This is a genomic window from Shouchella patagoniensis (assembly GCF_002019705.1).
Classification (GTDB): Bacteria; Bacillota; Bacilli; order Bacillales; family Bacillaceae_D; genus Shouchella; species Shouchella patagoniensis.
In genome coordinates this window covers 4315498-4342075 of sequence record NZ_KV917377.1, presented here as the reverse complement: position 1 = coordinate 4342075, position 26578 = coordinate 4315498, and the positions used below count along the sequence as shown (strand labels likewise).

At 37.3% G+C, this 26578-nt stretch carries 22 protein-coding genes and 3 pseudogenes; 9 read left to right on the top strand and 16 right to left on the bottom strand.

Annotation, left to right across the window (positions count from 1 at the left end; genetic code table 11):
• Positions 1 to 245: 245 nt before the first annotated feature.
• The 3 genes from BK584_RS22535 to BK584_RS22525 are packed head-to-tail and all read right to left on the bottom strand — an operon-like array spanning position 246 to position 2892.
• Entirely contained in the window at positions 246 to 626 is a 381-nt protein-coding gene (locus BK584_RS22535) for a hypothetical protein (RefSeq protein ID WP_078394758.1), read from the bottom strand.
• Positions 627 to 638: 12 nt separating this feature from the next.
• A complete protein-coding gene (locus BK584_RS22530; protein ID WP_078394757.1) occupies positions 639 to 2297 on the bottom strand; it encodes a DUF6792 domain-containing protein in 1659 nt (552 codons plus the stop codon).
• 4 nt (positions 2298 to 2301) lie between these two features.
• Positions 2302 to 2892, bottom strand: coding sequence for a YvcA-related protein (locus BK584_RS22525; protein ID WP_078394756.1), 591 nt, complete (start codon positions 2890 to 2892; stop codon positions 2302 to 2304).
• Positions 2893 to 3356: 464 nt separating this feature from the next.
• On the opposite strand from BK584_RS22525, the gene BK584_RS22520 reads away from it, so the two are divergent.
• Complete coding sequence (locus BK584_RS22520; RefSeq protein ID WP_078394755.1) at positions 3357 to 3974, top strand: hypothetical protein; 618 nt, start codon at positions 3357 to 3359, stop codon at positions 3972 to 3974.
• Between the two features lie 326 nt (positions 3975 to 4300).
• Positions 4301 to 5713: a sodium/glutamate symporter gene (locus tag BK584_RS22515; RefSeq protein ID WP_078394751.1), complete on the top strand. Its 1413-nt coding sequence runs from the start codon at positions 4301 to 4303 to the stop codon at positions 5711 to 5713.
• Between the two features lie 92 nt (positions 5714 to 5805).
• Here the strand turns inward: BK584_RS22515 and BK584_RS22510 are convergent, their stop codons facing one another.
• A complete protein-coding gene (locus tag BK584_RS22510; RefSeq protein WP_078394750.1) occupies positions 5806 to 6570 on the bottom strand; it encodes an IclR family transcriptional regulator in 765 nt (254 codons plus the stop codon).
• 416 nt (positions 6571 to 6986) lie between these two features.
• On the opposite strand from BK584_RS22510, the pseudogene BK584_RS22505 reads away from it, so the two are divergent.
• Together BK584_RS22505 and BK584_RS22500 are read left to right on the top strand one after the other, a co-directional pair.
• Positions 6987 to 7564, top strand: a pseudogene (locus tag BK584_RS22505) (LysE family translocator).
• 23 nt (positions 7565 to 7587) lie between these two features.
• Positions 7588 to 8370 carry an AraC family transcriptional regulator gene (locus tag BK584_RS22500; RefSeq protein WP_078394748.1) on the top strand — a complete coding sequence of 261 codons (783 nt, stop codon included), beginning with the start codon at positions 7588 to 7590 and terminating at the stop codon, positions 8368 to 8370.
• A gap of 114 nt (positions 8371 to 8484) precedes the next feature.
• On the opposite strand, the gene BK584_RS22495 is transcribed toward BK584_RS22500, so the two are convergent.
• Entirely contained in the window at positions 8485 to 8724 is a 240-nt protein-coding gene (locus BK584_RS22495; RefSeq protein ID WP_078394746.1) for a hypothetical protein, read from the bottom strand.
• Between the two features lie 274 nt (positions 8725 to 8998).
• On the opposite strand from BK584_RS22495, the gene BK584_RS22490 reads away from it, so the two are divergent.
• Both BK584_RS22490 and BK584_RS22485 read left to right on the top strand, forming a co-directional pair.
• The gene (locus BK584_RS22490; protein WP_078394744.1) at positions 8999 to 9574 is read left to right on the top strand and encodes a DUF2087 domain-containing protein; all 576 of its coding nucleotides are present in this window, start codon (positions 8999 to 9001) and stop codon (positions 9572 to 9574) included.
• Between the two features lie 54 nt (positions 9575 to 9628).
• Positions 9629 to 10879 (top strand): MFS transporter, encoded by a 1251-nt coding sequence (locus tag BK584_RS22485; protein ID WP_078394742.1) that lies wholly within the window; start codon positions 9629 to 9631, stop codon positions 10877 to 10879.
• Here BK584_RS22485 and BK584_RS22480 read toward each other — a convergent pair.
• From BK584_RS22480 to BK584_RS22470, 3 genes are read right to left on the bottom strand one after another with little or no spacing between them, the layout of a single operon-like run.
• Positions 10874 to 12202, bottom strand: a complete 1329-nt coding sequence (locus tag BK584_RS22480; protein WP_078394740.1) for an ISL3 family transposase — start codon at positions 12200 to 12202, stop codon at positions 10874 to 10876. The genes BK584_RS22485 and BK584_RS22480 overlap by 6 nt on opposite strands.
• A 26-nt stretch (positions 12203 to 12228) precedes the next feature.
• Complete coding sequence (locus BK584_RS22475) at positions 12229 to 13386, bottom strand: MFS transporter (RefSeq protein ID WP_078394738.1); 1158 nt, start codon at positions 13384 to 13386, stop codon at positions 12229 to 12231.
• Position 13387: 1 nt separating this feature from the next.
• Positions 13388 to 13924 (bottom strand): PadR family transcriptional regulator, encoded by a 537-nt coding sequence (locus BK584_RS22470; protein ID WP_078394736.1) that lies wholly within the window; start codon positions 13922 to 13924, stop codon positions 13388 to 13390.
• A gap of 403 nt (positions 13925 to 14327) precedes the next feature.
• Here BK584_RS22470 and BK584_RS22465 point away from each other — a divergent pair.
• The 3 genes and pseudogenes from BK584_RS22465 to BK584_RS22455 all read left to right on the top strand — a co-directional run.
• Positions 14328 to 14621: pseudogene (locus BK584_RS22465) on the top strand (NUDIX hydrolase); the annotation flags it as partial.
• Positions 14622 to 14825: 204 nt separating this feature from the next.
• The gene (locus BK584_RS22460; protein ID WP_078394734.1) at positions 14826 to 15740 is read left to right on the top strand and encodes a helix-turn-helix transcriptional regulator; all 915 of its coding nucleotides are present in this window, start codon (positions 14826 to 14828) and stop codon (positions 15738 to 15740) included.
• Between the two features lie 111 nt (positions 15741 to 15851).
• On the top strand, positions 15852 to 16247 hold the full coding sequence (locus BK584_RS22455; RefSeq protein WP_078394732.1) for a GyrI-like domain-containing protein: 396 nt from the start codon (positions 15852 to 15854) through the stop codon (positions 16245 to 16247).
• Positions 16248 to 16336: 89 nt separating this feature from the next.
• On the opposite strand, the gene cls is transcribed toward BK584_RS22455, so the two are convergent.
• The 8 genes and pseudogenes from cls to BK584_RS22415 all read right to left on the bottom strand — a co-directional run bounded on the left by cls (position 16337) and on the right by BK584_RS22415 (position 26254).
• Entirely contained in the window at positions 16337 to 17797 is a 1461-nt protein-coding gene (gene cls / locus BK584_RS22450; RefSeq protein ID WP_078394730.1) for a cardiolipin synthase, read from the bottom strand.
• 331 nt (positions 17798 to 18128) lie between these two features.
• Positions 18129 to 18849 (bottom strand): annotated as a pseudogene (locus BK584_RS22445) (RtcB family protein); the annotation flags it as partial.
• Between the two features lie 133 nt (positions 18850 to 18982).
• Positions 18983 to 20095 (bottom strand): acyl-CoA dehydrogenase family protein, encoded by a 1113-nt coding sequence (locus BK584_RS22440; RefSeq protein ID WP_078394728.1) that lies wholly within the window; start codon positions 20093 to 20095, stop codon positions 18983 to 18985.
• Between the two features lie 20 nt (positions 20096 to 20115).
• Positions 20116 to 20463: a DUF5367 domain-containing protein gene (locus tag BK584_RS22435; RefSeq protein ID WP_245808949.1), complete on the bottom strand. Its 348-nt coding sequence runs from the start codon at positions 20461 to 20463 to the stop codon at positions 20116 to 20118.
• A gap of 63 nt (positions 20464 to 20526) precedes the next feature.
• Complete coding sequence (locus tag BK584_RS22430; RefSeq protein ID WP_078394724.1) at positions 20527 to 21126, bottom strand: TetR/AcrR family transcriptional regulator; 600 nt, start codon at positions 21124 to 21126, stop codon at positions 20527 to 20529.
• A gap of 109 nt (positions 21127 to 21235) precedes the next feature.
• Positions 21236 to 22390, bottom strand: coding sequence for a Glu/Leu/Phe/Val family dehydrogenase (locus BK584_RS22425; protein ID WP_169871472.1), 1155 nt, complete (start codon positions 22388 to 22390; stop codon positions 21236 to 21238).
• Positions 22359 to 23543: a DUF3419 family protein gene (locus BK584_RS22420; protein ID WP_078394721.1), complete on the bottom strand. Its 1185-nt coding sequence runs from the start codon at positions 23541 to 23543 to the stop codon at positions 22359 to 22361. Before BK584_RS22420 ends, BK584_RS22425 begins: the two co-directional genes overlap by 32 nt.
• Entirely contained in the window at positions 23540 to 26254 is a 2715-nt protein-coding gene (locus BK584_RS22415; protein WP_078394719.1) for an aminotransferase class III-fold pyridoxal phosphate-dependent enzyme, read from the bottom strand. The genes BK584_RS22420 and BK584_RS22415 overlap by 4 nt, the downstream gene beginning before the upstream one ends.
• Between the last annotated feature and the right edge of the window lie 324 nt (positions 26255 to 26578).

The following is a 26578-nucleotide window of genomic DNA, read 5'->3' as shown; positions in this document are numbered from 1 at the left end:
GGATCGCTTATAGCAATGTCGTTCTGTAGTTTTTAATGCTTTTTTAAGGAAGAAAATTGCTATCGTTACACAGACCGGAAGTGTTAGATAACTTTTTTCAACTGATTCACCCTTTTGTCGTGCAATATTGATTTATGTTTTTTGTCTTTATCGAGTAGAACGATTATCCTAGCTCCTACTCTCTTCACTAATTAAGAACAGAATTTCATCTTCAAAAAAGCGACAGCCATTTAGACCGCCGCTCTTTACCAAATGTTTGAGTTAGACATCTTTTCTAAAGAACGTGTGAGTGCATCTTGGTCTAATTCCGTATGAACATCATATTTTTGTTTGGCATTATCAGAAAGCGTAGCAGCTAATCCTTTCGCATGAAGCATATTTGAATTTTGAATAAATAGCATTTTTGTTTCTTCTGCACCTACAAGCTTGTCAAGACGTTCAAGAAGGCTTTCAACAAACGCTCCTTCCTGATCGCCCAGTATTGTGTTAGCATAATTCATTTGTGCAGTTCCAGTTGCCATTTGATCTTGAATACGCTCGATCTTTTGTCTGGATTCCACCTCAAACGCTTCTTCATCAAAAGGAAAACGATACGTACCGACATTAGGATTTAACCAATCAAACAAGACCATTCCTCCTTATCGAATTAAAGCTGCCAATTCTTCATCCGTTTCAAAAAGAACGTGCATGGTTTCTTTATAGTCTGATAGCATCGATTCTAATTCTTTTATTTCAAGTTCATAGGATTCAATGATCCAATCTACTTGCTCAAGCGCATGTGAATTAATTGGATCAAACTCTTTACGGAATGTCACACCTGTAGGCTTATGAATCGTATCATTAGTCCACTTATATCCCTCTTCATTTAAAAAAGCTTGCCAATTTGCTTCCTTCCCACTCATCATTGATTCAATGCGTTGACGCTCTTCAAAAACACGCTCTTGCACATCAAATTGTCGGTACTGTAAAAGCTTACCTAATGCTTCTCTTTTACGCTCAAGCGCTTCTTCCATTGCTCTCATAGCTCCAAAAAGAGTACCAATATTAAGTTTAATATGATTTTTCGTTCCTGGCTCAAGGCGATATAATACCTTTTGTACGTTAGGATCATTATATAAATCTATAAGTGTCTGCATGCTATGCAAATCCATCTGGTCAAAATGCTTTACAACATCGAGTGCTTTTCCTAACACAGCTGTATTGCTTAGTGCCATCAAGCCTTCTAAAAGATGGCTTAACCCAAATGTCCTAATTAAACGAGCGTATTCAGCATTAGGAATTAACTGTAATGCCGCAAACGGATTATCCTTGGCTGCTTCAATAACCTCTGTAATTTCTGCAACCGACATATTTTCACCCATCGCTCCAATTAAACCCATTAGCCTGCCTACATGAAAGTCATATAGATAGGAGTCTGCTTTCACCTTAATGCCTAATCCAAGATCATAGAAAACTCCTAAAGGGCTGCTTATTAGACTTGCAAAACGAAAACCAGAACCAGTATTAGACGAATCAAAAACATTTGGAAATTCCAGGGTGTTTGGGTCGCCAATGTAGTAGATGTCATTCCCGATATACAGTGTATATGGGATAGTCTGCGGGTAAAGCGGTTCACCACGAACGCGTGTGTGTGAAATATTCTTCGCTTCGTCAGCATAAAAATTACGCGCGAGCAGTTGTAGTTCTTCGGGTGCGATGTTATTAACTTCATAGCCTTTTGTGAATAAATATCTCCTGAAATCTAGATCTAGATCTACTATTTGAACTAAATTTACTGGAGCATCATTCACTCCTCTTACAGAAGCAAAATCTTTTTCAATTAAAGCTAAGCTAACAATTAGGTGTCCTCCTAAAGAGTGACCATCTCCATGATGTCGAAGTTCCTCATATTCATGGATACCAATATTATCCTTGACACTTGACTCCACCTCGTTATAAAAGACTCGAGCATCATCTAACTGATCTTTTAGTGTACCTGTGGCAATACCAGTTAAATCGTATATAATATCGTTTATATTTTCTGTTTCTGTGCCTCTAAATATATAATAAACTTCATTCTCACCGGTTTTTGCATTTCTTATATGTAATGCAGCCCCATCAAATCCGGATTCAACACCAACCTGCCTCCCTTCTTCAAGATTATCGCTTGTATAAATTCTAATGTCATCGGAAGTAACTGTTGTCATATCTACTTGTTCATGGATAATTTCCAATACAGAGTCAGTATCAAAAACATCGCTCCCATTTTCATACTGTAGACTTGTTAATTTATTTCGTATATCCGGAGAAAGAGTCATAGTCCTACTCCTTAAAATTAATATTCCTTATAATGGTGTCAAAAAAACTGCTTTCCTCTGGACTATTAATAGAACAATTTACCTCACAATGTATTTCATAACTAAATTTTACATGTTGGTCTGAGTGTTGATCCTTTATTAAAGCAAAATACTGATTAGCTGGCTTTTCAGCAGTTGGCGCTTTAGGCTCTGCACGATTCTCTATTAATTCGACAAAAGAATTACCAGAGTATATATGTGTTTGGTCCGTATCCTTTTCTTCATAATTATCTTCAAATCCGTAATCATTAAGCAAGACAGAAAAGTTCCCTTCTACTTGTCCTGGATCGTTGCCAATATAATAGGTCATTTTAATTAACTTCTGCACACCATCTTCAGCTTTTTTATATAGGTTTATTGATTCATAACTATCCTTACTAACGTACGAAGGAACATCTTCTAATTTATATCCTTCTGGAAACCACATTGAAAATTTCCCATTACCCGACTCGAAGTAATGAAACCCTTCACCCGTCTCAATTTCAGTATTAATAAATCCTTTCGTAAAATCATCACTTAAAGCAACATCGTCTGACTGATTCATGGTTCGTGTCACAAAGACCCCCCCTACAATTAAACAGATTATTAAAACAGCAATAAGTACGACTCTTTTCAATATGCTCACACCTTTTAACTTACAATTGGATGACAATTCCAATTGTATAGGAAATATTATTGCTAGCTAACAGAAAATATAAATATAGACTTTAGCAGGAGATCCTTTTATTTATTCCAACTAAACGTTCAAACTGTAAGAGGCTTTTATTCTTCAATCCCCTCTATTCATTCGGTTGATTGAATGCTTTTACTAAGAAGAAAGCTCCTATGACTATGCAGACTAATAAAATGGAGATGAACACGTATTTCTTCAGTTTTCTCACACCTTTATAAGAACGATTCTCTTCAATTATACATAAACAACGCTAAACGTTCCCGTCTCTTCACTTAATCAAAGCATCCCTATTATCGATTTTATGTTAGAATTTTATAGAAAAAGCATGTATAAATGGAGGCGCTACGATGTATCGATATCATAAGGCTTTTACACCACCTGTTGATTATTATGATGAGAGCATTAAGGAAATTGATGAGAAGATTTGTTCTTTAATTAGGGAACGTAAAAACCGTACAAATGATGACCCTGGCTTTCCAACTCAGTCCCTTATTGGTAAATGGGCAACGAAATATCGTTTTTACGACGGGTACTTAAATGATTTATTTGTCACTTTGTTGAATGAGGACATGCATAAACCTATTATTGAACCAAAAGAGTACCTTAAAAATGTTCCGGTTATGAAATCATTTGAAAAAGATGGCCTGTTTTACGCCGTTACCTTTATTCGTCAATATCAGAATGCCAGTATTGTCTATTTCACAATTGATAAGGAGCATTCTAATCGTAATCATGATCCTCATACCTATGAAGAGTTTCGCCACTTCATCCTTTCCATTAAAGAAGGAAAGACAGATTATGACTGTGCTCTTAGAAGCGGAAATGGTTCTGATGGTCATATGTCTTATAGCTTTATCGTCTCGCCTCCTCTGCCTGTCCATGAAACAGAAATGGAATTAATCTTTTCAGAAGTTGATTTCCCTTATGAAAATAAATCTGGTTTCGAATTTTCTATCACTCTCTAAACGAATAAAGATAAGCCTTGTGAAGTTTTCTGACTTCTCAAGGCTTCTTTGTCATTTGATTCAGAGACGTTTGATTTTGTTTAGAACAGATGCACTTAAACCCTTATTGATCTTAAAACAATTCCGTTGTCTTACTAGCAACCCTTCTAAAGACCTAAAAAAACCTCATCCATCTCACTCTTGACACAATCGATGATCGGTTGTTAAATGATAACTGGACAACATTCCATTATACATTAATTATCAGAATATTCACCAGTCATTTTTGTCCCTTAGTTGTCATTTTTAACCAGTATAAACATTTTAAAGTATTTTGAGGTGCTCGTATGTCGCTTGAAACGATTGGATTTGCCATCATTTTGTTGGCTGGATTATTGATTGTAGGAAAATACGTAAGACTTAGACTACCAATCTTACAAAAACTGTTTTTGCCAACATCTCTGATTGCAGGTGTATTGGCTTTACTTGTAGGACCTGAAGTTCTTGGGCGGTTACTAACTCGCTTCACACCTACTGACCAGATGGAAGCTGGTCTTTTTACTACTGAAATTGTAGACGTATGGGCAGGTTTGCCTGGTCTCTTGATCAACATTGTTTTTGCATGTCTCTTTATTGGCTTTACTTTACCGAAACCAAAAACAATGTGGACAATCGGGGGTCCTTCAATTGCGCTTGGTTACACGATGTCTTGGGCACAATATGTCGTTGGGATTCTCTTAACAATTACGATTTTAACGCCATTATTTGGACTTAGCCCTGCGGCAGGTGCTTTGATTGAAATTGGCTTCGTCGGTGGACACGGTACAGCTGCTGGATTGCAAGGAACCTTCACTGAATTTGATTTTGCTGAAGGCTATGATTTAGCGATTGGACTCGCTACAGTAGGAATTGTATCCGGGATTACGATTGGGATGGTTCTTGTGAATTGGGCCGCTCGAAAAGGCGTCTCTAAGACATTAAAACATCCTGATGATATTTCAATTGAACAACAAACAGGGGTTATTGACGTTAACCAGCGTGAACGAAGTGGGACGATGACAACATCACCTATGTCGATTGATACATTAACCTTACATATTGGTTTTGTTGCAATTGCAATTTTAATTGGATACGTGCTATTGGAAGGACTCGTTTGGGTTGAGGCTATTACATATGGAAATTCAATGAACCTCTATTTGTTTGAATACATTCCCCTCTTCCCTTTCGCCATGATCGGAGGAATTATCTTACAGTTTATTCTTTCAAAAACGGATAAACATCAATTAATCGACCGCGAAACAATTAATCGAATTCAAGGAGTTGGGCTTGATTTCTTGATTATTAGTGCAATGGCTTCTCTTAGCCTAGCCACCATTGGCAACAATATCGGGCCTTTTATTATTCTTTCAGTTTCCGGGATTTTAATTAATATGATTCTCTTTCTGTACCTTGCGCCTAAGATGATCCCTAAATATTGGTTTGAACGGGGGATTGGGGATTTTGGACAGTCAACCGGGGTAGCTGCGACAGGCCTTATGCTTATGCGTATTGTTGATCCAGAAAATAAATCGCCTGCGATGACGGCTTACGGGTATAAACAAATTTTATTTGAACCTATGGTTGGGGGAGGGCTTATAACAGCTGTTGCCATCCCATTCATTATTCAATTCGGTTCTATACCCGTATTAATCGCGTCTACCATTCTATTAATTGCATTCTGGTGTTTAGGGGTATTTTACTTTGGGAAAAAGAAAGAATAAAAGAAACGAGGTGCCTTGTGGTACCTCGTTTTTTATATGCTAAGCCGCTAATCAAATAGCAATGCCGATGACCAATCGTTTCTTACGTCTTACTAGATCTCACTCATAATTTTATCTGCAAAGTTTTTAATTGCCTCTTTTAATTCTTCAATATGACTCATTTTATAGTGCGTTTTCACCCCTGCAATTGAAATCGCAGCGATCATTTCATTATAGGAATTCACGATAGGAACAGCAATTGTTAATGCACCATCAATGGGATCATCGGAACTAATTGCAAGTTGATTTTGACGTACCACATCCACTTCCGCTATAAAGCGCTCTTCATCTAAAATCGATCCGGAGCCATACGCTTTTAATGGATGTTCTTTGAGCTGCTTTTTGATTTCAGTGAGGCTCAGTGAAGATAAAAACACTTTGCCAAAGTTCCCGTACGTAAGGGGATATGTTTGTCCCGGTCTGGCAAACACACGTAAATCATTGGTCCCTTCAACCGTTTCAATGATAATCACCCGCTGCTCTGGGGTTAGTGTAGCGAGTTGCACAGTATCACCAGTAATTGTACTTAATTGTTTCATATATTCAATTGCTAGTTCCCTGATTTCCTCTTGGTTCTTCATTCTAGAACTAAATTCAAGGATTTTATAACCAAGCTTGTACTTCTCAGAGTAGCGGTTTTTTTTAACCAGTCCTCTTCTTTCGAGAATTTGTAAAACCCGATGAATCGTTGATTTAGCTAAATTCAACTCATCACTCAATTCCCGTATCGTTTTATTGTCTTCTTGCCCAAGTAAACTCAAAATATCAATCGCCTTGTCCAAAGATGTCTGTTGTGTCTGCTTGTCTTCTGTACTCATAGAGTCCCCTCCCTCCTATCACTTTTGTCATTCTGTTATGAGAAAAATGAACCCATCCACGAATTAGTTGTGTACGAGTAACAAACGAACTTATGTATAAAGTAACAAAGAAATCAACGTATTCCCCTATAGATCATGATTATTCCATGGTAAAAACAATCTACTTATTACCTAAATAGTATACAGAAAAAAAGCAAACACAACGACTCATTCAGCTCTGAAACGAATAATTCATACTAATGAACTATACCTTTTCACTCAATGATGCGCGAAAAGCTACGTATTCATTGACTGTCATTGCACACACACTGTATGGATGAAAGCACAAGTAAAGGCATTCTGCAATAATGTACTATTCATTGTTCTCTTTTGGATGTATAACAGATACATGTCAACGCCCACAAAGGAGCTCCACAATGACGACTTTATCGTTTATTCTTTATTGTTTTATTGTTACAGTTACACCAGGACCAACAAACATTGTCATCGTATCCGTTGTACAAAACAACGGAGTCAATCAGGCTTTGCGCTACACGTATGGAGCGACGATTGCGTTTGGCTTATTACTTGCAGCTTCCGCTATCTTCAACACACTCTTTATGCATGCTTTACCAAAAATCCTGTTTTTTATGCAACTTTTGGCAGTCTGTACATGCTCTATCTTGCTTATCAAGTTTACAAAATGGATTTGTCCAAAAAACAAACATCAACAAAACAGGCTTCCTTTTTGTCTGGTTTTCTAATGCAGTTCTTAAATCCTAAAGTTGTTTTATTTACGATGACCGTAATACCTAGCTTTATATTGCCTTATTATGTGGATCTACCGACAGTTTCGCTTAGCGTTGTGGGTATTACCTTTATCGGTTTTCTTGCATTTCTTTTATGGGTTGGATTTGGTGCCATGTTTAAGAAGTTATTTCGAACGTATCAGAAGACGACAAACCTCATTATGGCTCTGTTTTTAGTTTATGCAGCCATTATGATCTGGGTTTAGCATACAGGAAGGGGAACACTACCATGAATCAGTTTAACTATAAAACGAGTGCAGGGGTCACAGCTCTATCAGCAAAAATGACTGATTTCACTTATAAAAAACACGCTCACAGTGAATACGCGATTGGCGTCACGATGCGTGGCATTCAGCATTATCACCTAGATGGCCACCTGCAATTGTCTCACCAAAATGGCGTAATGCTCTTTAATCCAGAACAAACGCATGATGGAATGGCCCATGACGACAGAGGCCTTGATTATGTCATGCTCTATATTGAACCACAATTGCTTCTTGAAAGCATTGGACAAAAAGAAATCGTTTGTTTCTCTGATCCGATTGTTTACGACAAAAAGATTCAGTTCCGCACGCTTCATTTGGCGAAAGCTATTTTACATCAAGAGGATGAAGCGATTTGCAGCGAGCGGCTGATTGAACTCGCAGATAGCTTGTTTCATCCAACTACATGTTCCTATCAGATTAAACAAGATCGTCTTATTAGCAAAATAAAAGAGGTACTCCGCTCTCATTCGAAAGAGACGTTTAAGATCGATGACGTTTGCACCGAATTTGGTATGTCCAAATTCCAATTTATACGATTTTTTAAAGCTCACACGAACATAACCCCTTACCAATACTACCTCAATAGTAAAATTGAAGGGGCTAAACAATTAATAGAGAAAGAGCGAGATATCTATCTAGCTGTCAATGAGTATCATTTTGTTGACTTAACCCATTTAAACAGGCAGTTCAAACAAGTCTACGGGCTGACTGCAAATGAATTTGTAAAAAACGTTCATTTCCTGTAAATGGATTCAATCATACACCAACGTACAAAAATGAATGATTTGGTGGTTGTAAATCTCGAAGAGAGCCATTTTAATTCGGCTCTCTATTCATTCGTTTTATACAGTTATAGACTATTAATCTTTTGAACGAAAATCGTCAATGAAACCCCAAATAAAGATAATGAGACCGATGATAAATACGATGATAGCTGCAATATAATGAGCAGTAAAATAGTTCCACGTCTCACGTAAAACACTTTCAGGATTAAGACCACTGCCCAAATTTGCAAGTATCGTGGCTGCCGTAATCGTTATACCCAAGTAAACCATCATGCTTAACAAAAGCATCGTTGACCCAGCAATCAATTTCCCCATAATTTTCACTCCTCGTTATGTATACAGGAAAAAAACAGGGAAACGAATCCCTGCGTTTTCGTTTATTAGATCTTTTAAAATAATCCATATATCGCTATAACCTACACACTTTTCTGAATAGAATACCGTTTACTACACGCATTTCGTTTTCCTTATAACGCTTTACAGAGTGCATTCAAAATACTTTTTTGTTTTATCCAGCTACATTTTATACACAAACAGTTTCCATATGTATCTAATTAGATTATAATCGAATTAGATTGGAGGAATCGTCATGCAACTAAATCGCATCGTTAACTTTCATAAAACACTTGGTGATACAACAAGAATTCGTATTATAAGCTTGTTAAAGTTAGGACCTCATCACGGTCAAGCCATTGCAGAAAAACTTGGGTTAAAGCCCCCAACCATCTCACATCACATTGGGAAACTAAAAGAAATTGATATTGTTTATCAACGACGTGATAAGAATACCATTTACTTTTACTTAGATGAACGTAAACTGGAACGCATGTCAGTTGCGATTAACAAAATCAGTGGCGATCAAATGGTTGAGCACTTTGATTTAACGGCGGAAGATTCAGCAAAAATCATTCGAAGTTTCATTGACAACAATGGAAAGCTTAAACAGCTTCCAGCGCAACGAAAAAAGAGATTAATCCTCTTAGCGTATATGTTGCGTGAGTTATCGCATGGAAAACAGTATACAGAAAAAGAAGTAAACGAACATATTTTACGCTATCATGAAGACTTCGCTTCCATTCGACGTGAATTTGTCATGTCTCATTTTATGTATCGACAGGATGGAGTCTATGAACTAAACCCAAAAGAAATGTGGCCTGTACGTTAGGTCCTTTTTTAACAATACTAATTAGATATATATCTAATCTCTTGGAGGTTCCTTATGCAAGGGTATCATTTGTTATCGAGTGAACCGAAGTATCAGATACTATTTTGGAGTTCTATTGTAAACGGGGTTGGCAGTCGCTTCGCGCAAGTTGGCTCTTTCGCCCTTTTGTATCTTTTAACGGAGTCTGGAATGGCATTAGGTATTTTAATGGCCTTACGTGTCCTGCCCCCAATTGTCTTTGCTCCGCTAAGTGGGTATTTAGCCGACCGGTTTCACAAGGCGAAGCTATTGTTTTGGACAGATGCTCTCCGAACTCCTTTTGCCTTTCTTCCCCTATGGGCCGTATCTATTGAACAATTATGGTTGCTTTATGTCAGTACATTTGTCATTGCAAGTGGCGAAGCAGTCTACAAACCTGTTCGTTTTGCGGCAATTCCTGATATTGTTCAAAAGAAGCATCTTCTTGCTATAAATGGCTTGGAGCAAAACGTTGTTGGTCTAACACTTGTTTTCGGCTCTTTACTTGGAGGTGTTCTTGCCTACCTCTTTGATACAAGCCTACTGTTTTTCTTTCACGCACTCTTTCTTCTTTTAGCAGCAACCTTGATTTGGCGCCTGACAAAAAAGGAATTAAGCCCAGTTAACGGAAGCGAAGTTGTCGAGTCATCTTTAAAAGAAAGCGGTTATCTACTTATCAAAGTGGCATTGTTACGCGTTTTCTTAATGATCATGCTGCTCATGCCACTGGCCAATGGTGTGGATAACGTCATCTTTAATTTAATTGCTTTAGATGTTTTTAACAAAGGGGACCTTGGAGTTGGATTTATTTACGCGGCTCTAGGTCTTGGATTCGTTTTAAGCTCAACAATGGCTAAATGGATTCAAGGCAGATACATCGCGATTGGTGTGTGGATGATTTTGTTCGAAGGAATTGGTCATCTTCTACTCAGTCAATCCTTCTTTTTTGCCCAAGCATTACTACTTGCAGTGGCGATTACGTTTGTAGGCGGGATTAGTAACATCTGTTTTGATACGGTTCTAATGAAAATACTCCCTGCTTCAAAACGCGGTTTTTTATTCGGTACGTTGTCCATGTTTCAAAATAGCTCAATGGGTCTAGCGATGATTGGAGCGGGTTTTTTAACAGAGTGGTTGTCTCCTCTACAAAGTGCTTTTCTTATTGGTCTTACGTATGTCTTCTTCGCATTCATTTTTATGGCTTCGTTTAAACGTGTCAACGTTCGCGAATCAATGCGTGTATTAAAAAACGGGTATTCGGATTTTATGGTGGAAAAGGGGTTATAAGTCACCCTTCTCCAATTCCTTAATAAGTGTGGAAAAATCCACACCATAGTTGCCTGCTATATTGTGGTCTGTCACATCATGCCAATTGAAGGTATCACATAGCATTGCCTTGTTGAAAGTACTCGAATTAAATAGTGGCTTACGTTTCTTATGAAGATTTTCATTAAACAGTATTTTGGCTCGTAAAGCATCAAATGAGTAACCTCTACCCATTCGTTCTACTTGCCTAATTATGCTGTTAATGGATTCTGTATAAGCATTTGTTAGCCTTTTATCGAAGTAATTAAATATTTCATCTTGCCAGTTGTCTACAGCTTTTATAAGGTCCTTATAAGCGTCTTTACAGTTACTAGATACACAAAGTTGTCTCCAATATCTATAACGATCTCTAGCTTCGTATGAGTCCGGTGCATCCCATATCCAGTAGAACTGTTCTTTGAGTTCATAGGCTTCTTTCAGATCAGGTAGATTACCTAACCATGTTTCTAAAAGGAATGAATCACGCTCGTTTAAGTCATGTTTCCGTTTAAGAAGGATAAACCTCTCACGCAAAAGGGTACGCCTTTTCTTGGCACTCATATTGGCTTTAAGAGACTTCCTGACACTACCTAAGGCTTGATTTGCCATTCTGACCACATGAAACTTATCTATGACAACTTTAGCATGTGGAAGGACAATATTAACTGCGTCTTTATATGGCTTCCACATGTCCATTGTGACGTATTCAATGCAATGTCTATTTCCGATTTCTGTAAGTCGTTGAATAACCGTTTCTTTATTACGGTTAGGCTTAATATCGAATATGGTTCTACGCTCAACATTAGAAAGTATAAGTCGAGGTTTTCGGATAATGTATATTTCATCTATCCCAAGCCATTTAGGTGTCTCAAAGTGATATTCTCGTTCTTTCAATGACGCATAGTCTTTGAAGATGTTCCTAATGGTTTTCTCATCTACACCAACGCTTTCAGCTACTTCTACAAAAGTTTTGGACATAGATCGTTCTTCAATGGATTTTAACAGCCTTTTAGTCATACTTCGCTTTTCTTCAACTGATCTAAGACGTTCCCAAAAGGTGGAACCACATTCACGGCACTTATACCTTCTCCGATTTAGTTGTAAGCCCACCCGCTTAAAACGAATAGGCAAATCTAAAATAACTTGTTTTCTGTTTCCATGTCTGTAAAACTTAGCTGGACGACCACAATGAGGACAATAAAAAGGGTTAGAATTCGTTTCAATCCTAATAAGGATATCATTTTCATTTTCTTGAATACCTTCTAGTATTTTAAATTCAGATAAACCCAATAAAGAATCCTTCATTTTTATTCCTCTCGGTGAAGACATTATTAAGATTTAAATTTAGATAGAGGAGATAAGTATAAAATAAATAAAACCCCCATTGCTGAATATGCCGTTAATAGTCCTAATCTATCTGTTAAAGTACCCGCAACCAGTGGCCCCGCCATCATACCAAATGAATATGCTGTATTATATACAGCATAAGTAAGCCCTTGCGAAGTAGCACCTGCCTCTTGAGAAATATCTGCTAACTTTGGGAGAGCTGGAGTTAGAACCATCCCAAGAGTAATTCCCAATAGAATAAGGGTAACAACTTGCACCCATATAATATTTGGCAAAGCATTTAGTGGAAGTACAATGGCAGCCATTACTATACCAATCCTAATTGTTTTGATATGTCCAATTTTAGTAGAGATAGTCCCAATGAATGGTGCAGTTATACCATAACCAAGAGTTACCACAACGAACATTAACCCGATAGCACCTGGTGAAATATTTAATTTTTCGTTGAAGTGAATTGGCAATGTGGGTTCTATACTAGCAAAGACAGATGCACCAACAACAGCAACCCCAGCAACCATTAAAACATTCTTATTTCTTAGTATTTTAAAGGGTGATATAAAACTCTCTGACCTCGTTTCAGGGACATTCCGAAGTGCAACTAAGCATAGTAGAGCTGCAAGAAGAGCGATCCCTGTAGCAATGAAAAAAGGAAATGAGTATCCACCAAATTCATAAAGCCATCCTCCAATTGGTGGTCCTAGTAGTACCCCTCCTGCTTGGCCAGACATCGCTATTCCCATAGCTTTTCCTCTCTCTTCTTTGGTGAAGACTTCTGCTAGTAATGCTAATCCAGCTGTCCATGGTATTGCCGCAGCAAACCCTTGTAGTAAGCGTGCTAAAACAAGAATCCAGAAGCTTGTCGACAGAGCATATATTATCGTAGTTATGGCTAGTGCGATGAGGCCTATTACCAGAAGTTTTTTTCTTCCCACTCTATCTGCTAAGGCTCCAAAAATCGGGGTTGAAATAAATAATGCTATGGCATAACTTGCAAATAATAAACCTATTTCTGATTGTGAGGCACCTAGTGATTCAGCATAAATTGGTAGAAAAGGTACTACTAAACCATACATAAGCATATCTGCAAAAATTGCCAAAATCACTACAAATAAAACAGATGATTTGATGTATTTTTGGTTCATTTTAGTACCCCTTAATAAACTTTATTATTGCTTCAATAGATTTCAGTTGCAGTTCACATTGCTCATACATATTGTTAAAAATAACATTAATATTATCTGGTAATTTCCCTAATGCTTTCTGTTTTAACTCGTACCCTGCTTTCATACTATTGTAGACTTTTGTAATTTCCTGTTTTTGCTTCTCTAAGCTGTTTAGGATTTCTTCATTATTTAAATTTTCCATAAATGTTAATGCAGTATAAAAAGGTGCTGGGAAAACAACAGAAGAACTAGAGAATGAATCTATAAGTAACTGGTTTAATTCATACTCACCATCTTCTGTGATTTTAAAAATTGACTTGGTTCTCAACCCAGTATTTTCAACTTTTTCCAAGACAACCTTGCCTTCCTCTCGCATTTTCTTTAATGCATGATAAATAGAAGCTGGTTTTACATAAGCCCAAATATCTGTCTGAGATGATTCCATCATTTGTTGAATTTCATATCCTGACATGGGGCCATTTACTTTTAGAAGTCCTAAAACCATAGTTCGTGTCATATATTAATCCCTCCATCATTATACTAAATGTTTAATACTAAACATTTAGTATTTGTATATAGGTATGTTAACAAAAAAAAGAGTATTATAAAAGTCAAATTATAGTTTCCACTAAATACTCCGATTTTATTGAGTTTGACCATGTACTCTTAGACTAAATTACACACTAAATATTCCGAAGAGCCAAAAAACTAGATAAACAAATCGTGTAAGTCCACCCTAACCGCATTCCGTATAGTCGAGAAGCCGTTTTTCGATTTATTTACCAAAATTATGATCGCTCTCTTAACATAAAAAAAGCGGTATTTTTTCCTTCTTGGTACGAGGATAAATGGATCTATTCACTTTAATAGATTCATTTTCTTTATTTCGTTATAATTGGAACGATCATCCAATTTTTTATGAAGAAACAAGTATTGTAATCGAACCAATTGGGGTCACAGGAGTTTATTACAATACCACTCAAGGGATTGTAAGCATTGTTTTTTATGCAAACTATGTTACTGGTGAGATTAACATTCAACCAGAAGAAATTAAAGACGCACGTTTTATCGCATTGAATGAGGCAAACATAGATAACTACCTTGTTCGTCCACATATGAAGTCCCGAACTTTAGATGCAATGAAAAAAACTCGTGTTCCTTATGAGACTTGGGAAGTCGCTCCATTTCATTTACTTGAAAGAATCGAAGTTTAATAAATCATAAACCTTGTCATTAGGAAGCCAATTCGCACCGGTTAAAAACCTCCATGAGCATTCGTAATCGGAAGATAGGAATAAAGTTTTCTTCCTTTATTCAAAGAAAGACTAAAATCCCTCTTCCCTTTCTTTTACGCTCATAAATCAACTACACTAAGATCGTCTTCAACTACTATTAAACCGACCAGGAGGACGATCTCCATGTCTATACATAGACATTTTGAAATTATTTATCTACTACTAAAGCAAAAGGTTATTACCGCAAAAGAACTTTCGGAGCATTTCGAGGTCTCCACACGTACCATTTATAGAGACATGGATGTTTTGAGTGGAGCGGGGATACCTATCTTTGCGACCAAAGGGAAAGGCGGAGGGATATCGTTAATGGAAGGCTATTCATTAAATACCTCTCTATTAACAAACAGTGACCAAGAGAATATATTAATCGGTTTACAAACCATATCAGCAACGGATATGCCAAGTTCACATAAAGTACTAGAGAAACTAGCGACGCAATTTAAAAAAGGGTTAATTAACTGGATTGAAGTAGATTTCTCTCCTTGGGGAAGTGGAAAAGAGACGAAACAACTGTTTTCTTTTTTACAAGATGCGATCATCCATCGCTATATTGTAACGTTCAGTTACTACAATAATGAAGGCGAGAAAAGCAATCGATCCGTTCAACCATATCAATTGCTCTTCAAGAAAAATGCTTGGTACCTTTGGGCCTACTGCTTAGTTAAGGATGATTTACGAATCTTTAAAATGAACCGAATGCGTGCTGTTCACGTCACTGATAATCATTTTGAACCCGACCCCTCGGTTTCACTTAAGCCCAAGTTCGACTACACAAAAGCAACTACTTTAGCCGTGACTTTACGGATATCCTCTAGAGGAGCCTACAGAGTATACGACGAATTTGCAGACGAGATGATTACAACAAATGAAGATGGTTCCTACACGATTCATGCTCATTTTCCAGCCAGCTCATGGCTAGAAGACTATCTCCTCTCTTTTGGTACTTTGTTAGAAGAGGTTCATCCTGAGCAGTTACGTACAAACATGATCGCTAAGATCGATCAACTCAAACACCATTTAGAATCGAATGAAACGTAGTCGTTTTAAAAAAAAGAACTAGGAGTAGCTTTTAATATGACATGCTGTTGTCAAATTTACTTTTATACAATGCAATGGAGTAAGTAACCTTCATGGTAAAGGATGGTATAAATGAAATTGACAATCGTAAAAAAGAGTCGAACAAACAATTTTAAGGATGCACACGTTTTGGAAAAAATCACGAACTTGTGGAAAAATGCTTCAGCTAGTTTAACAACACATGAGGGGAATATCTATGGCTTATATTACGAATATGAGTCGAATTATAAAGGCGATTATTCAATAGCCGTTGCTATTGAAGGAGATAATGAGCGATCAATCGACATTCCAGAAAACCAAGAATATAAGGTCTTCCCTGTTAATACAGAGGATGAGCAAGGGATTTTTCAGACATGGAAATCCATCTGGGAAAGAGAAGAAAAAGGTGCTTTACAACGAACGTACACCTATGATTTCGAGAAATATTACCCTGATGGACAAATCGCTATATATATTGCTGTAAAGTGAACATTCGAATGGTCGAGCGATTAAAAACAAGAGGGGCGCTTCAAGGACTACTGAAACGCACCTCTTAGCTGAATCGCTTAAACACCAAATTACAATATAGGCGAGAGAAGACGAGAGATGCCTTCTTTAAATTTAATTTTAAGAGACCTTTGGGTATAGCGCTCAATTGTCAGTTCTGTACTCACGATACTATCTTTATCAAACAGTTCTTGTAGTGGTCGTGCAACTTTTTCATCATACACAATTGCATTCACTTCGAAATTGAGCTTAAAGCTCCGAGAATCAATATTCATCGTGCCTACCGATGATACTTCTCCATCAACTACAATTGTTTTCGCATGTAGGAAACCCTTCTCATATAACAGAACTTTTGCTCCGTATTCGAGTAATTCTCCTGCATGAGCCCAAGTCGCCCAATATACAAAAGGATGATCTGGTTTATTTGGTATCATAATCCGCAAATCAACTCCTGACAGAAGTGCAATTTTACAGGCATCCATAAAACTAGCATCAGGGATGAAGTAAGGTGTTTGGATATACACACTTTGTTTAGCTGACAAAATGAGTTTAATGTACATATTCTTAAGGTGCTCCGTTTCAGAGTTTGGACCGCTTGAAACAATTTGAACAGGACTTGTCCCAATATGTCTTTTTATATGATATGAAAACCCAAACTCTTCGTGGCTTTCGCTTTTATCTTTCCGAGCCTGATTCCAGTCCAGTATAAATCTTCCTTGAATTTGGTTTACTGAAGTTCCTTCGATTCGAAAGTGAGTATCACGCCAATAGCCAAATTTCTTATTCAAGCCAAGATATTCATCACCTATATTAAATCCACCAATGTAGGCTATTTCCCCATCAATAATGCACAATTTACGATGATTTCTATTGTTAATTCGAAAATTCACTAGTTTAAACAAGGAAGGAAAGAACACCTCTACTTCTCCACCAGCTACGCGTAATTCCTGAAAGAATTTGCGCGAGATTTTCTTCGAACCGACTTCATCATAGAGAAGTCTTACTTTTACTCCTTCTTTCGCTTTTAGCGTTAATTCATCTCTTAATTTCTTACCAAGTGAATCCGGTTGGATAATGTAATACTGTATATTAATCTCTTTCTTAGCTGCTCGAATTCCTTCAAATAAAGAATCAAATTTCTCATGTCCGTCATCAAAAATGATGATTTCATTGTCGTCGGACCATAGCGAATGTGACGATCTAAGGTTCATCTCGATTAAATCTGCATATTTGCTTAACAACGGAGAATGTCGTATCTCCTCATCTCCTGCAATCGGTAATTGTTTATCTACTTCCGATTGAAGGTAATCCCTTTCTTCAGCTGAAAGTTTATAGAAATTTTTCTGTTTTAAATTACGTCCTAGAAATAAATAAACAACAAAGCCCAAAATGGGTATGAAATATAAGACCATAAGCCAAGCCCACGTATAGCCAATATCTCTTCGCTCAAGAAATAAAAAACCAACCGCTAGCAAGATGTTAATAATAAAGATGATGGATGGTATGAATGTAATGAGGTAATTATAATCCATATAAAATTCTCGCCCTTCCTTGTCCTACAAATAGCCATTGTTCAACTACGTTCTATGCAGTGAGTGTGGTTTGCACGATTCCCTTCCTCTCTGTCCATTTTAATATAAAAAAGATCGTTTTTCATTCGTTTCAACAAGTTAAGTCATGAAATAGCCAGTCGGTGTTGTCCTATTTCCCATAAGACAGTCTGTTAGATTACTATATGGTACTGAAACAAGACTTTTCTAGCAACAGATCAGTTTACTTCGACCTAAAAAAGAGCAGCCCGGAAAAAGAGCTACTCTTGTGCAATTGGTTATTGTGGTTCATTAACAGTCCAATGAATCAATATTAATTTGCCTTGAAATTATATAATGGTTTTATAATGTGTTGAACTTCAACCGATTCTTTCACGTTATTCAAAATATCCGTAATCGACTTATACACCATCGGCGCTTCATCTAACGTGTTTTCAGAGACAGAATTTGTCCATACGCCCTCCATTGTCTTTTTAAATTCAATGACATCTAAAGAAGATTTTGCTTTTGATCGACTCATTAAACGACTTGAGCCGTGAGGGCCAGAGTAATTCCAATCAGGATTCCCCTTTCCTTCTGTGATGATGCTGCCGTCTCTCATATTAATAGGGATAATGACTCTTTCACCTTTTTGAGCGGAAATCGCGCCTTTCCGTAAAATTCGATTCTCCATATCAATGTAGTTATGAATGGTCGTGAAGGAATCAACGATTTGCCAAACCATACGTGTCACGATTTCATCAACCATTGCTTTTCGATTTAAAAGAGCGTACTGTTGAGCAATCAACATATCATTCATATAGTCTTCAAACCCTTTACCTTGAAGGTATACAAGTTCTTTTCTGACAGAAGGTGGCTTCAATGAAAGCACCACATCTTGTATGTCACTTTTGACGACCTTCTGCTTTCAATTGCACAATGAGCGTATCTTTCTCTACTTTCATTTCCATTAATTCATCATACGGACGATTTTGATAATGCTCTGCAATCTGTTTCCCTAAATTTCGAGAACCCGAATGAATGACTAAAACGATCTGATCGCCGAGTTCTGCGTATGATATTGAAATACAGAATAAGAAAACCACTAAGGTCTGATGTAGCACCTAGTGGTTTAGACTGTTAAAATTCCCTTAAAAGTACGAACACACCTCAAGGGGACTTCTCTCGTTACACGGAGATTTCTTGTACCGTTCCACGCTTATATAATTCGAATAATTGAAACACTTCTTTCTTGGATGGTGGATGGAACGAGATTAACTGGCAAGTTAATAACAAATAAGAGGTTTCCTTAGACGTGAGATAGTTTAATCCACCAAGTACTTTGGTTGCTTGTGTGGATACTCTTTCCAGCGTCCTATCAATATGATTTCGAACGAAAAGCGTTTCTTGTAGTATGGACTCTTCATACTGCTGACTTTCAAATTTAAAAGCTAAGCCTTCTAATGCGCTCACTGTGCCTTCCATTTCAGACATTAGATCAAATACTTTTTCCAATGGTACGTTTGTAGCCTGATTCACTTTTTCTACAAGTGCCGATGTTACTCCAATATATGTGGCAATCATAAAAAGTTCAAACCAGAGTAACCCGTTTGTAATGGTTGAATCAACGCTTTCTGCCGGCCCCGCTTTATAAATGCATTCATTCGGAACAAACACATTCTCTAATACCACTTCTTCCGTATGTGTTCCTTTTAAAATCCAGTGATCCCAAAAATCATTCACACGAATTCCTTCTGTATCCGCCGGGATCGTAATAACAGCCAACTCACCGTTCGCGAGACTTACGCTTGCTGTAAGCAAATCCATCGTTCTTGAATTTGTGCACGGTTTTTTTGTTCCATTTACGACGATACCGCCTTCCGTTTCCCTTGCTGTAACAAGTGGCGTATACAGATTATTTTCTATCCCTTCTGCAAAAGCTGAAGCTAACAAGAGGTTGTTCGATGCAATTTCCTTGAGTACAACCTGCAAACTAGGTTGTCTTTTTGCCGCTTCGATAAGAGAAGCAACAGAGAATTGGTGCATCATTAAAGAGACGGCAAGGGAAGGTGATTTGCTTCCAATCCAACGTTGTATATAAATGCCATCGAGGGCATTAGCCCCTTTGCCACCATATTCTTTTGGAATCATCAAGGAAGTCACTCCAAATTCTTTGGCTAATTGAATCATCCCATCGGAATTCATTTCACGTTCCCACAAAGAAGCTTGCTCTAAATTTTCATCAACATTCGGAAAATACTGCTTAAATACTTGCCTTTCCTTCTCTAAAAACAAAGACATATTCGTACCTCCTTTATATTTTAAGAACTGTGTTTTCGGTTAGGTGTCAAACCTGTAAGAAGAATAATCGAATAAGCCAACAAAAGCCACGATGCAAACATTCGATCCATTTCCGGTTCCAAGTTTACAAAAACATCTGAGAAATAAATCAATACCACTACATCTAATAACATTCCAGGTAAAGCAATAAAAATGGCTGCTTTTAACCGGTTAAACGCATCCACTTTTTTATAGCGGTAAAGTGGGAGCGTTAAAACCAATATTAAAGGAATGACAATAAGATAAGTAGCAACTAAAAACAATGTATTATCACTCGTAAAAAAAAACTGTCCTAATAAACGGAAGATAGCCGTTGCTCCCAACCACACTAAAAAACCCCAAAATAGAAAAAACAAATGTCATCACTTCCTGTGCTTAGAATTAATTTCTCTTTAAGTTGAAGGCTGATTGTCTTCCATCTGTTTTATGAGTAGTGTTTCAAGGCCTTTAAAGGCTTTATTCGCATCAAAATCTTCTATCATCATAGACTGAATTGCTAATCCGTCTATTAAAGCGTTCATTAACACACTCCAGACTTCTGCCGACACTCCATAAAGTTCTTTCCCTGCTACTGCTTCAATTTGTTTTTCCAGCACTTGGTTTTCATAAGTCAACAATCCACTAATTTGCTCACGAATTTTGTTGTTATGCAGACTAGCTGTAATTAATGAATAAAACAAGGAGTGATAAAAAGAGTCACTTGAGTTTCGTTTACTTGCAGATTGAAGGCCCGTTTGAATCCATTCCTTCACTTGTTGGTCTGAATTCTTTTTCATTCGCTCCAACCTATCCCAAGAAGTCTGGCACATATCACTTACCACCTCAACCATCAGCTGGTCTTTCGTTTTAAAATGGTAATATACGGTGCCCTGCGTCACTCCTGCTCCTTCCGCTACGGCTTTAAGCGTTAATTTATTGACTCCGTTTTTAACAATACACGTTTTAGCAGATTCAATTAGGTCTTGCTTTGTAATGACATTAGGTTCAGCCATGGTTTGATCCCCACCAATCAGTTAGTTATATAACTAATAGCTTATAATAAATATTTATCAGGTGTCAATCATGCCTAACCATTCGCACGTACTCATTACTTGAATTGATTTAATTTGATTCCACCTTTGCTTCTTCTTTTGTTAATATTTCTTTCAAGTTCTGTTCCGCAATCGCATCCGCAACCTCACGCGGTGTTTTTTCGCTCTTCAAACTCTCTGTAAGAATGGTTTTTACTGTTCTTCTTATTCGTTGTGCACATTCTTCAAAAACATTATGAAACTCTGCTTGTCCTGTGATTAGCAAACCAAACCCTGTCGCTGATCCCGCATTTACAACAAAATCGGGGAGAATCATCTTGTTCTTTTTTAATAAGATTTGTTCTGCCTCTTTTGTTGTTGGGGAATTCGCAGCCTCTACGATAAGCCCAGCTTTAATTTGGTCTGCATTGTCAATGTCTATAATGTTTGAAACAGAAGCTGGAATCAAAATATCAACAGGCAGCGAAAAAAGTTTATTGGGGTCAAGCTTTTTATCATTCTTTAATGACTCTGACTGAAAGACACGCCCATTCGCTTTTAATACTTGAAGATCAGCAAGAGAAAAGCCTGTTTCTCTATAAATACATGTATGAATATCGCTTACCGCTGTTATTGTAGAACCTTTTTCCAACATTAGCATGGCAATTCCACTGCCAACTGTCCCAAAACCTTGAAGCGCTACTTTAGATTTGTTAAGATCTATATTCGTAAAATTTGCAGCTTCCTCCATCGCTTCCATCAGTCCAAAACCAGCAAGATACCCCATAAACTCTTCACTTAACAAATCATTAATGCTTTTATCTTCAGGCAACTGAATATGAAGACCTTTCTGCTTATGAACTTCGACAACCAATTCACTTGGATCAAGGTGAATCGATTCATAAACCAGTTTGACATCTTGGCTTGTTATGCCCATGTCTTCCCCGATTAAGAGCTTTGTTCTTAACACCGATTCGGCCATCTTGGCAAAAGCTCTTATCTTTTCTTCTTTATCTTCGCTTTCAGGATCACCTACAATTCCAATCTTCGCGCCTCCTAGTGGAATTTCCATTACACCATTTTTCTTTGTCATCAACTGGGCTAAGCTTCGGATATCATCCATTGTCACAGTCGGGCTCATTCGGACGCCTCCCGCCGCTAAATTACCTATCAGACAATCAATGACGATAAAGACCTTTGTATTGGTTTCTTCATCATACAATTCGATCTCGTAATGTGGTTTCATTTTCATCCTCCTTCTGAGCTACTTCAAAACTGAAAGCAAATGCACGATCAGTCGTATCCAACTCATTCATGATCGTTTTATCCTGCTTCAAACCAAGAATGTCCATTTCACTAAGAGTCCGTTTAGCAAGAAAATTTCTGTAACACAGTCTTCCATTCTGTTTCATTGTCCGTTTTACTTCCTCAAGAATGGTGCCAAATTCGGTTTCAGGAATCCAGCCCGAAATATCAGATAATGAAAACTTATCAACTGATCGATTAGGTAAAGCGGATAAATAAGAGTCCACTCTCCCGGTTACGACTTCCAACTGATTAAGGTTGTTTTTTACAGTCTCATAGTTTTCCTTCAACAAATAAACTGGCAAGCCCACATCATTGATATATTGGCCACAGAATAGAAAGGTTAGAAAATGATTTTCTTTAGCCAAATGATGCTTGAACGTATGGTCAAACCTTGACAACAAATAATCACCTATAGAGAACTCTTTATCCACTTGGTTAAAATAACTTGGATCACCAAGAAATTTTTCAAAGAATACTCTTTGACTCAGCAGCTTAACGGCTCTTCTCCACAAAAAAGTGTTCCAATTTTTTTCGTAGTATTCTCTTTGCTGTTCAATTGTGTCACACTGAAGTATTTCTTTAAATTGTTTTCGTCTAAAGCGAAACAAGAAGAAACCCATATATTTTTTGTAGAACATTTCATGTTTACCTAAGTAAATAAACCCTTTATCCACTTTTTCAATATGAGTTAACCAAAAGTTTTGCGCTGGCTCTGATAAGTCATTTTTAATCTTATAAAACATGGCTCGCCGATTTTCACTTGGTGTTATTCCAAAAAACGCTAAACATTCATCTCTTTCAAAATGTCGAATCGACGCAACTTTTAAATCCAGCAAAAAATTTTGATAAGGGTTAGCATCAATTGAAATAAGCTTATTAGGTTGCTTGGCAAGTAAGGCTAAACTGCGACAGCCACTGCCTGTAACAGAAACAATGGTATCTTCTTTTTGAATATCGAGAGCTCTTATTTCTGAATCAGAGTCTTCATCACTTGTTGTATACAAGAGCCAGTCATCCCGATAAATGCTATCTTTAAGCTTGTCTCCAACTAAGTGCTCTTCATGTTGGTTTGCTGTTTTTATTTTACTCATTCGTCAACCACCTCTTTTTCACTGGCTAAACGTGAAACCTCTGCCTGACGTAGCAATACCTCCGCGCGGATATTTAGTACATCATCGTTTGTTACTTTTTTTCCAAAGCTTTGCAAATCCGCCAATTGGAATTGATGTTTTTCCGCCAGTTTTTGAATATAATAGACGTCTTCCATTCGAATACGTCCACCTATCCCATAGCTTTTTACAGCTTGGTCAAGTGACAGCAAAATCGTTTCTGATAAGCAAGCTAAATTTTGCCCAGCTTCGTAGCCTAAATTTTGTCCAAAGCGAATAGGGTCAGCGTATTGCACGAGTCCACCCTCAATAATCAGAACGTCCTTACGCCGTTTTTCTACATGTTTTCCGACATTTGGCGGCTGAGAAACATCACAAATAACCGTCCCTGTCTTAATTAAATCCACCGGAATAAACTCACTCATTGAGCTAGTTGCTGTAAGGATCACATCCATTTCGGAAATCTCTTCTTCTAAATGAACACTATAGCCGATTGGAATCTGTTCATTTAATCCATGGAAGATAGACTCAATGGAATCAATGACATTCGGAACAGCTTTTTTATTAATCTTAGCTAGATTGACCATTCCATCTAACCTGTTTATTTCTTCTTGAAATTGCTCCGTCAGTCGAGCTATGTTCAGAACATCTAAAACCCGTTTTCGAATCCCGATGTTTTTTTGATTAACAACAAGACAGTCTAGATAAATTCCATTGGCCAATTTTTTTAGTCGATTGTGATTTACAGTTGGATTATTGGACTTTTTACCGATAAGCGTTAATCGGGATGTTTTTTTCGCTAATAAATAGGAACCAATTCGACCAATAGCACCATTTGCACCAATAATTCCAACATTAGATTCTGAAATACGATGATCAAGCATCTGTGCTCCTTTTAACATGGCTTCTGTGGCATTAATAATCGTAAGCGTATTCCCTGTTGTTAATGTCACAGACTCATCTAGTAAATCAAAGCCTCCTCTCGTCACAATTGAAGTGTATGCCCCTAAACCAATAACATCAGCACCTAACTCTTTTGCCAGTTTAACGCCTTCTTTAATTGCTCCTAACACCTCTTCTTTTGGACGGTGGAGAATTTCTTCTCCGCCGTAAGTAATTCCAATTAGCCAACCTTCAACATAATTACCATCAGCCCCTTTTATGGCCGGCATTTTACAGATCACGCCTGCACCAGAAAAGTCAGCCTCCCATGTTAAAATCCCTTTTAATTCAGCTTCAGTAAATTGTTCAAACGAAGGGGTATTCTTTATAAGATCAGTGGTAGAAGGATAATGACAGAGAAACGCAAAGGACCCGACTAATTGACTCTTCTCATCTAACATGGATGAAAGAATAGGGGCATTTCTGTTCCGGTAGTCTCTCACTTTAATCGGTTTACGGCAGTCACCAACGGTATAACGATACAGCAAATAAAAATCTTTTTTATAAATAATCTCACACAGGAGATCAAAAGCTTCACAGAAATAGTCTATATCTGCATAATTCATGTTTAATGGCGGCTGCACTCGTAACGTCAATGGATCATTTAAAAAAGGGGCAACTCTTAAGTAGTGAACATTAAGCAAATACCCAGAAATCATATACCCGTAACCGCCAAACGAAATAAGGTTTGCCATTTCAAATGAATCACTTGCATCAATTGACTCAAACTCAATAGCAGATAATAAACCTCTCCCTCGCACTTCCTTAATGACCCCTGGCCATTTCTCTTTAATCCCATTTAGCTTGTTTCTGAGTTCGTTTCCTAAGTTAATCACGTTCTCAAAGAAATCAGATTGTTTTTTTATTGAATTAATAAACGATAAACTCACATAAGAGGTAAAGTTATTATTGGCAAATGTAGAGCTATGGTTCAACCCAAATCGATCTGTCCAAATTGACTCTCTACTAATACAAGCTGAAATGGGAACCAATCCCCCACCTAACGCTTTAGATAACAGCACGATATCTGGTAATAAATTTTCCTCCACTGTTACAGCCCAATTCCCTAATCTTCCTAATCCTGTTTGAATCTCATCAATAATTACTAATACGCCATATATGTTGCACAAATCAATTGCTTCAGACAGGTAATGTTCATCAGGGATATGGACGCCACCCTCACCTTGAACCGGCTCAACAATAAACGCTGCGATCTCATCTCCCCTTTCTTTAAGGATTTCCGCAAGGCTTTCAAGGTCGTTGTAAGGGATTTTCGGGTAACATTCTTGATGGATAAAAAAAGGCTCTTGGTAGCTTTTTTGCCCAGTAACTGATAAAGCCCCGAGTGTTTTGCCGTGAAAACTTCTCTGACAAGATACTATCTTTTCTTTTTTCGTTTTAGCCCTTGCCAACTTTATTGCAGCTTCTGTCGCCTCCGCACCACTTTGCGCAAATGTACAAATATTAAGGTCCGCCGGAAAGATGTTAGTTAGTTGGATAGCTAATTCCTGTGCAAAAAAAGGGGCCGACGGCTGACACAAACTTGGGTATTGGTTTTCTTTAAACATCATGATATCTTGCCAAAGCTCTTCAGAATTGTACCCTAACGGTAGTGCCCCATATTGAGAAGTGAAATCAATATATTCATTGCTAAATTTATCATATAATCGATTGCGTGATCCTTTTATATAAGCCTTATCCATATGAAAAATTTGCATGAGCCCATGAATAGAAGGGTTAATATTTTTCAAATGATTTGCTCCTCTCACTTTAATTTTTAATAGTTTTGTCTATTCGTTAAAATTACCTTAAATATTAAATTTAAAATTGTCAATCTTTTTATTGGAATAAATAAGGTAAATTTAGATAACAGTTACTTTTCAGTAAACATTTTATTTGCCATTCCCTTTTTTCCCCCCTATTGTTTCGTACTATTGGAATGTAACACAGTTTTTGAAATAAATGGATTGCTTTTAATTAAATCATATAATTTTTACAGTGCGTCTACAAATAAGATTAACTTCTACATAATATTATAATATACAATTTTCTGGCCCTTTTTAATTACACTTCAA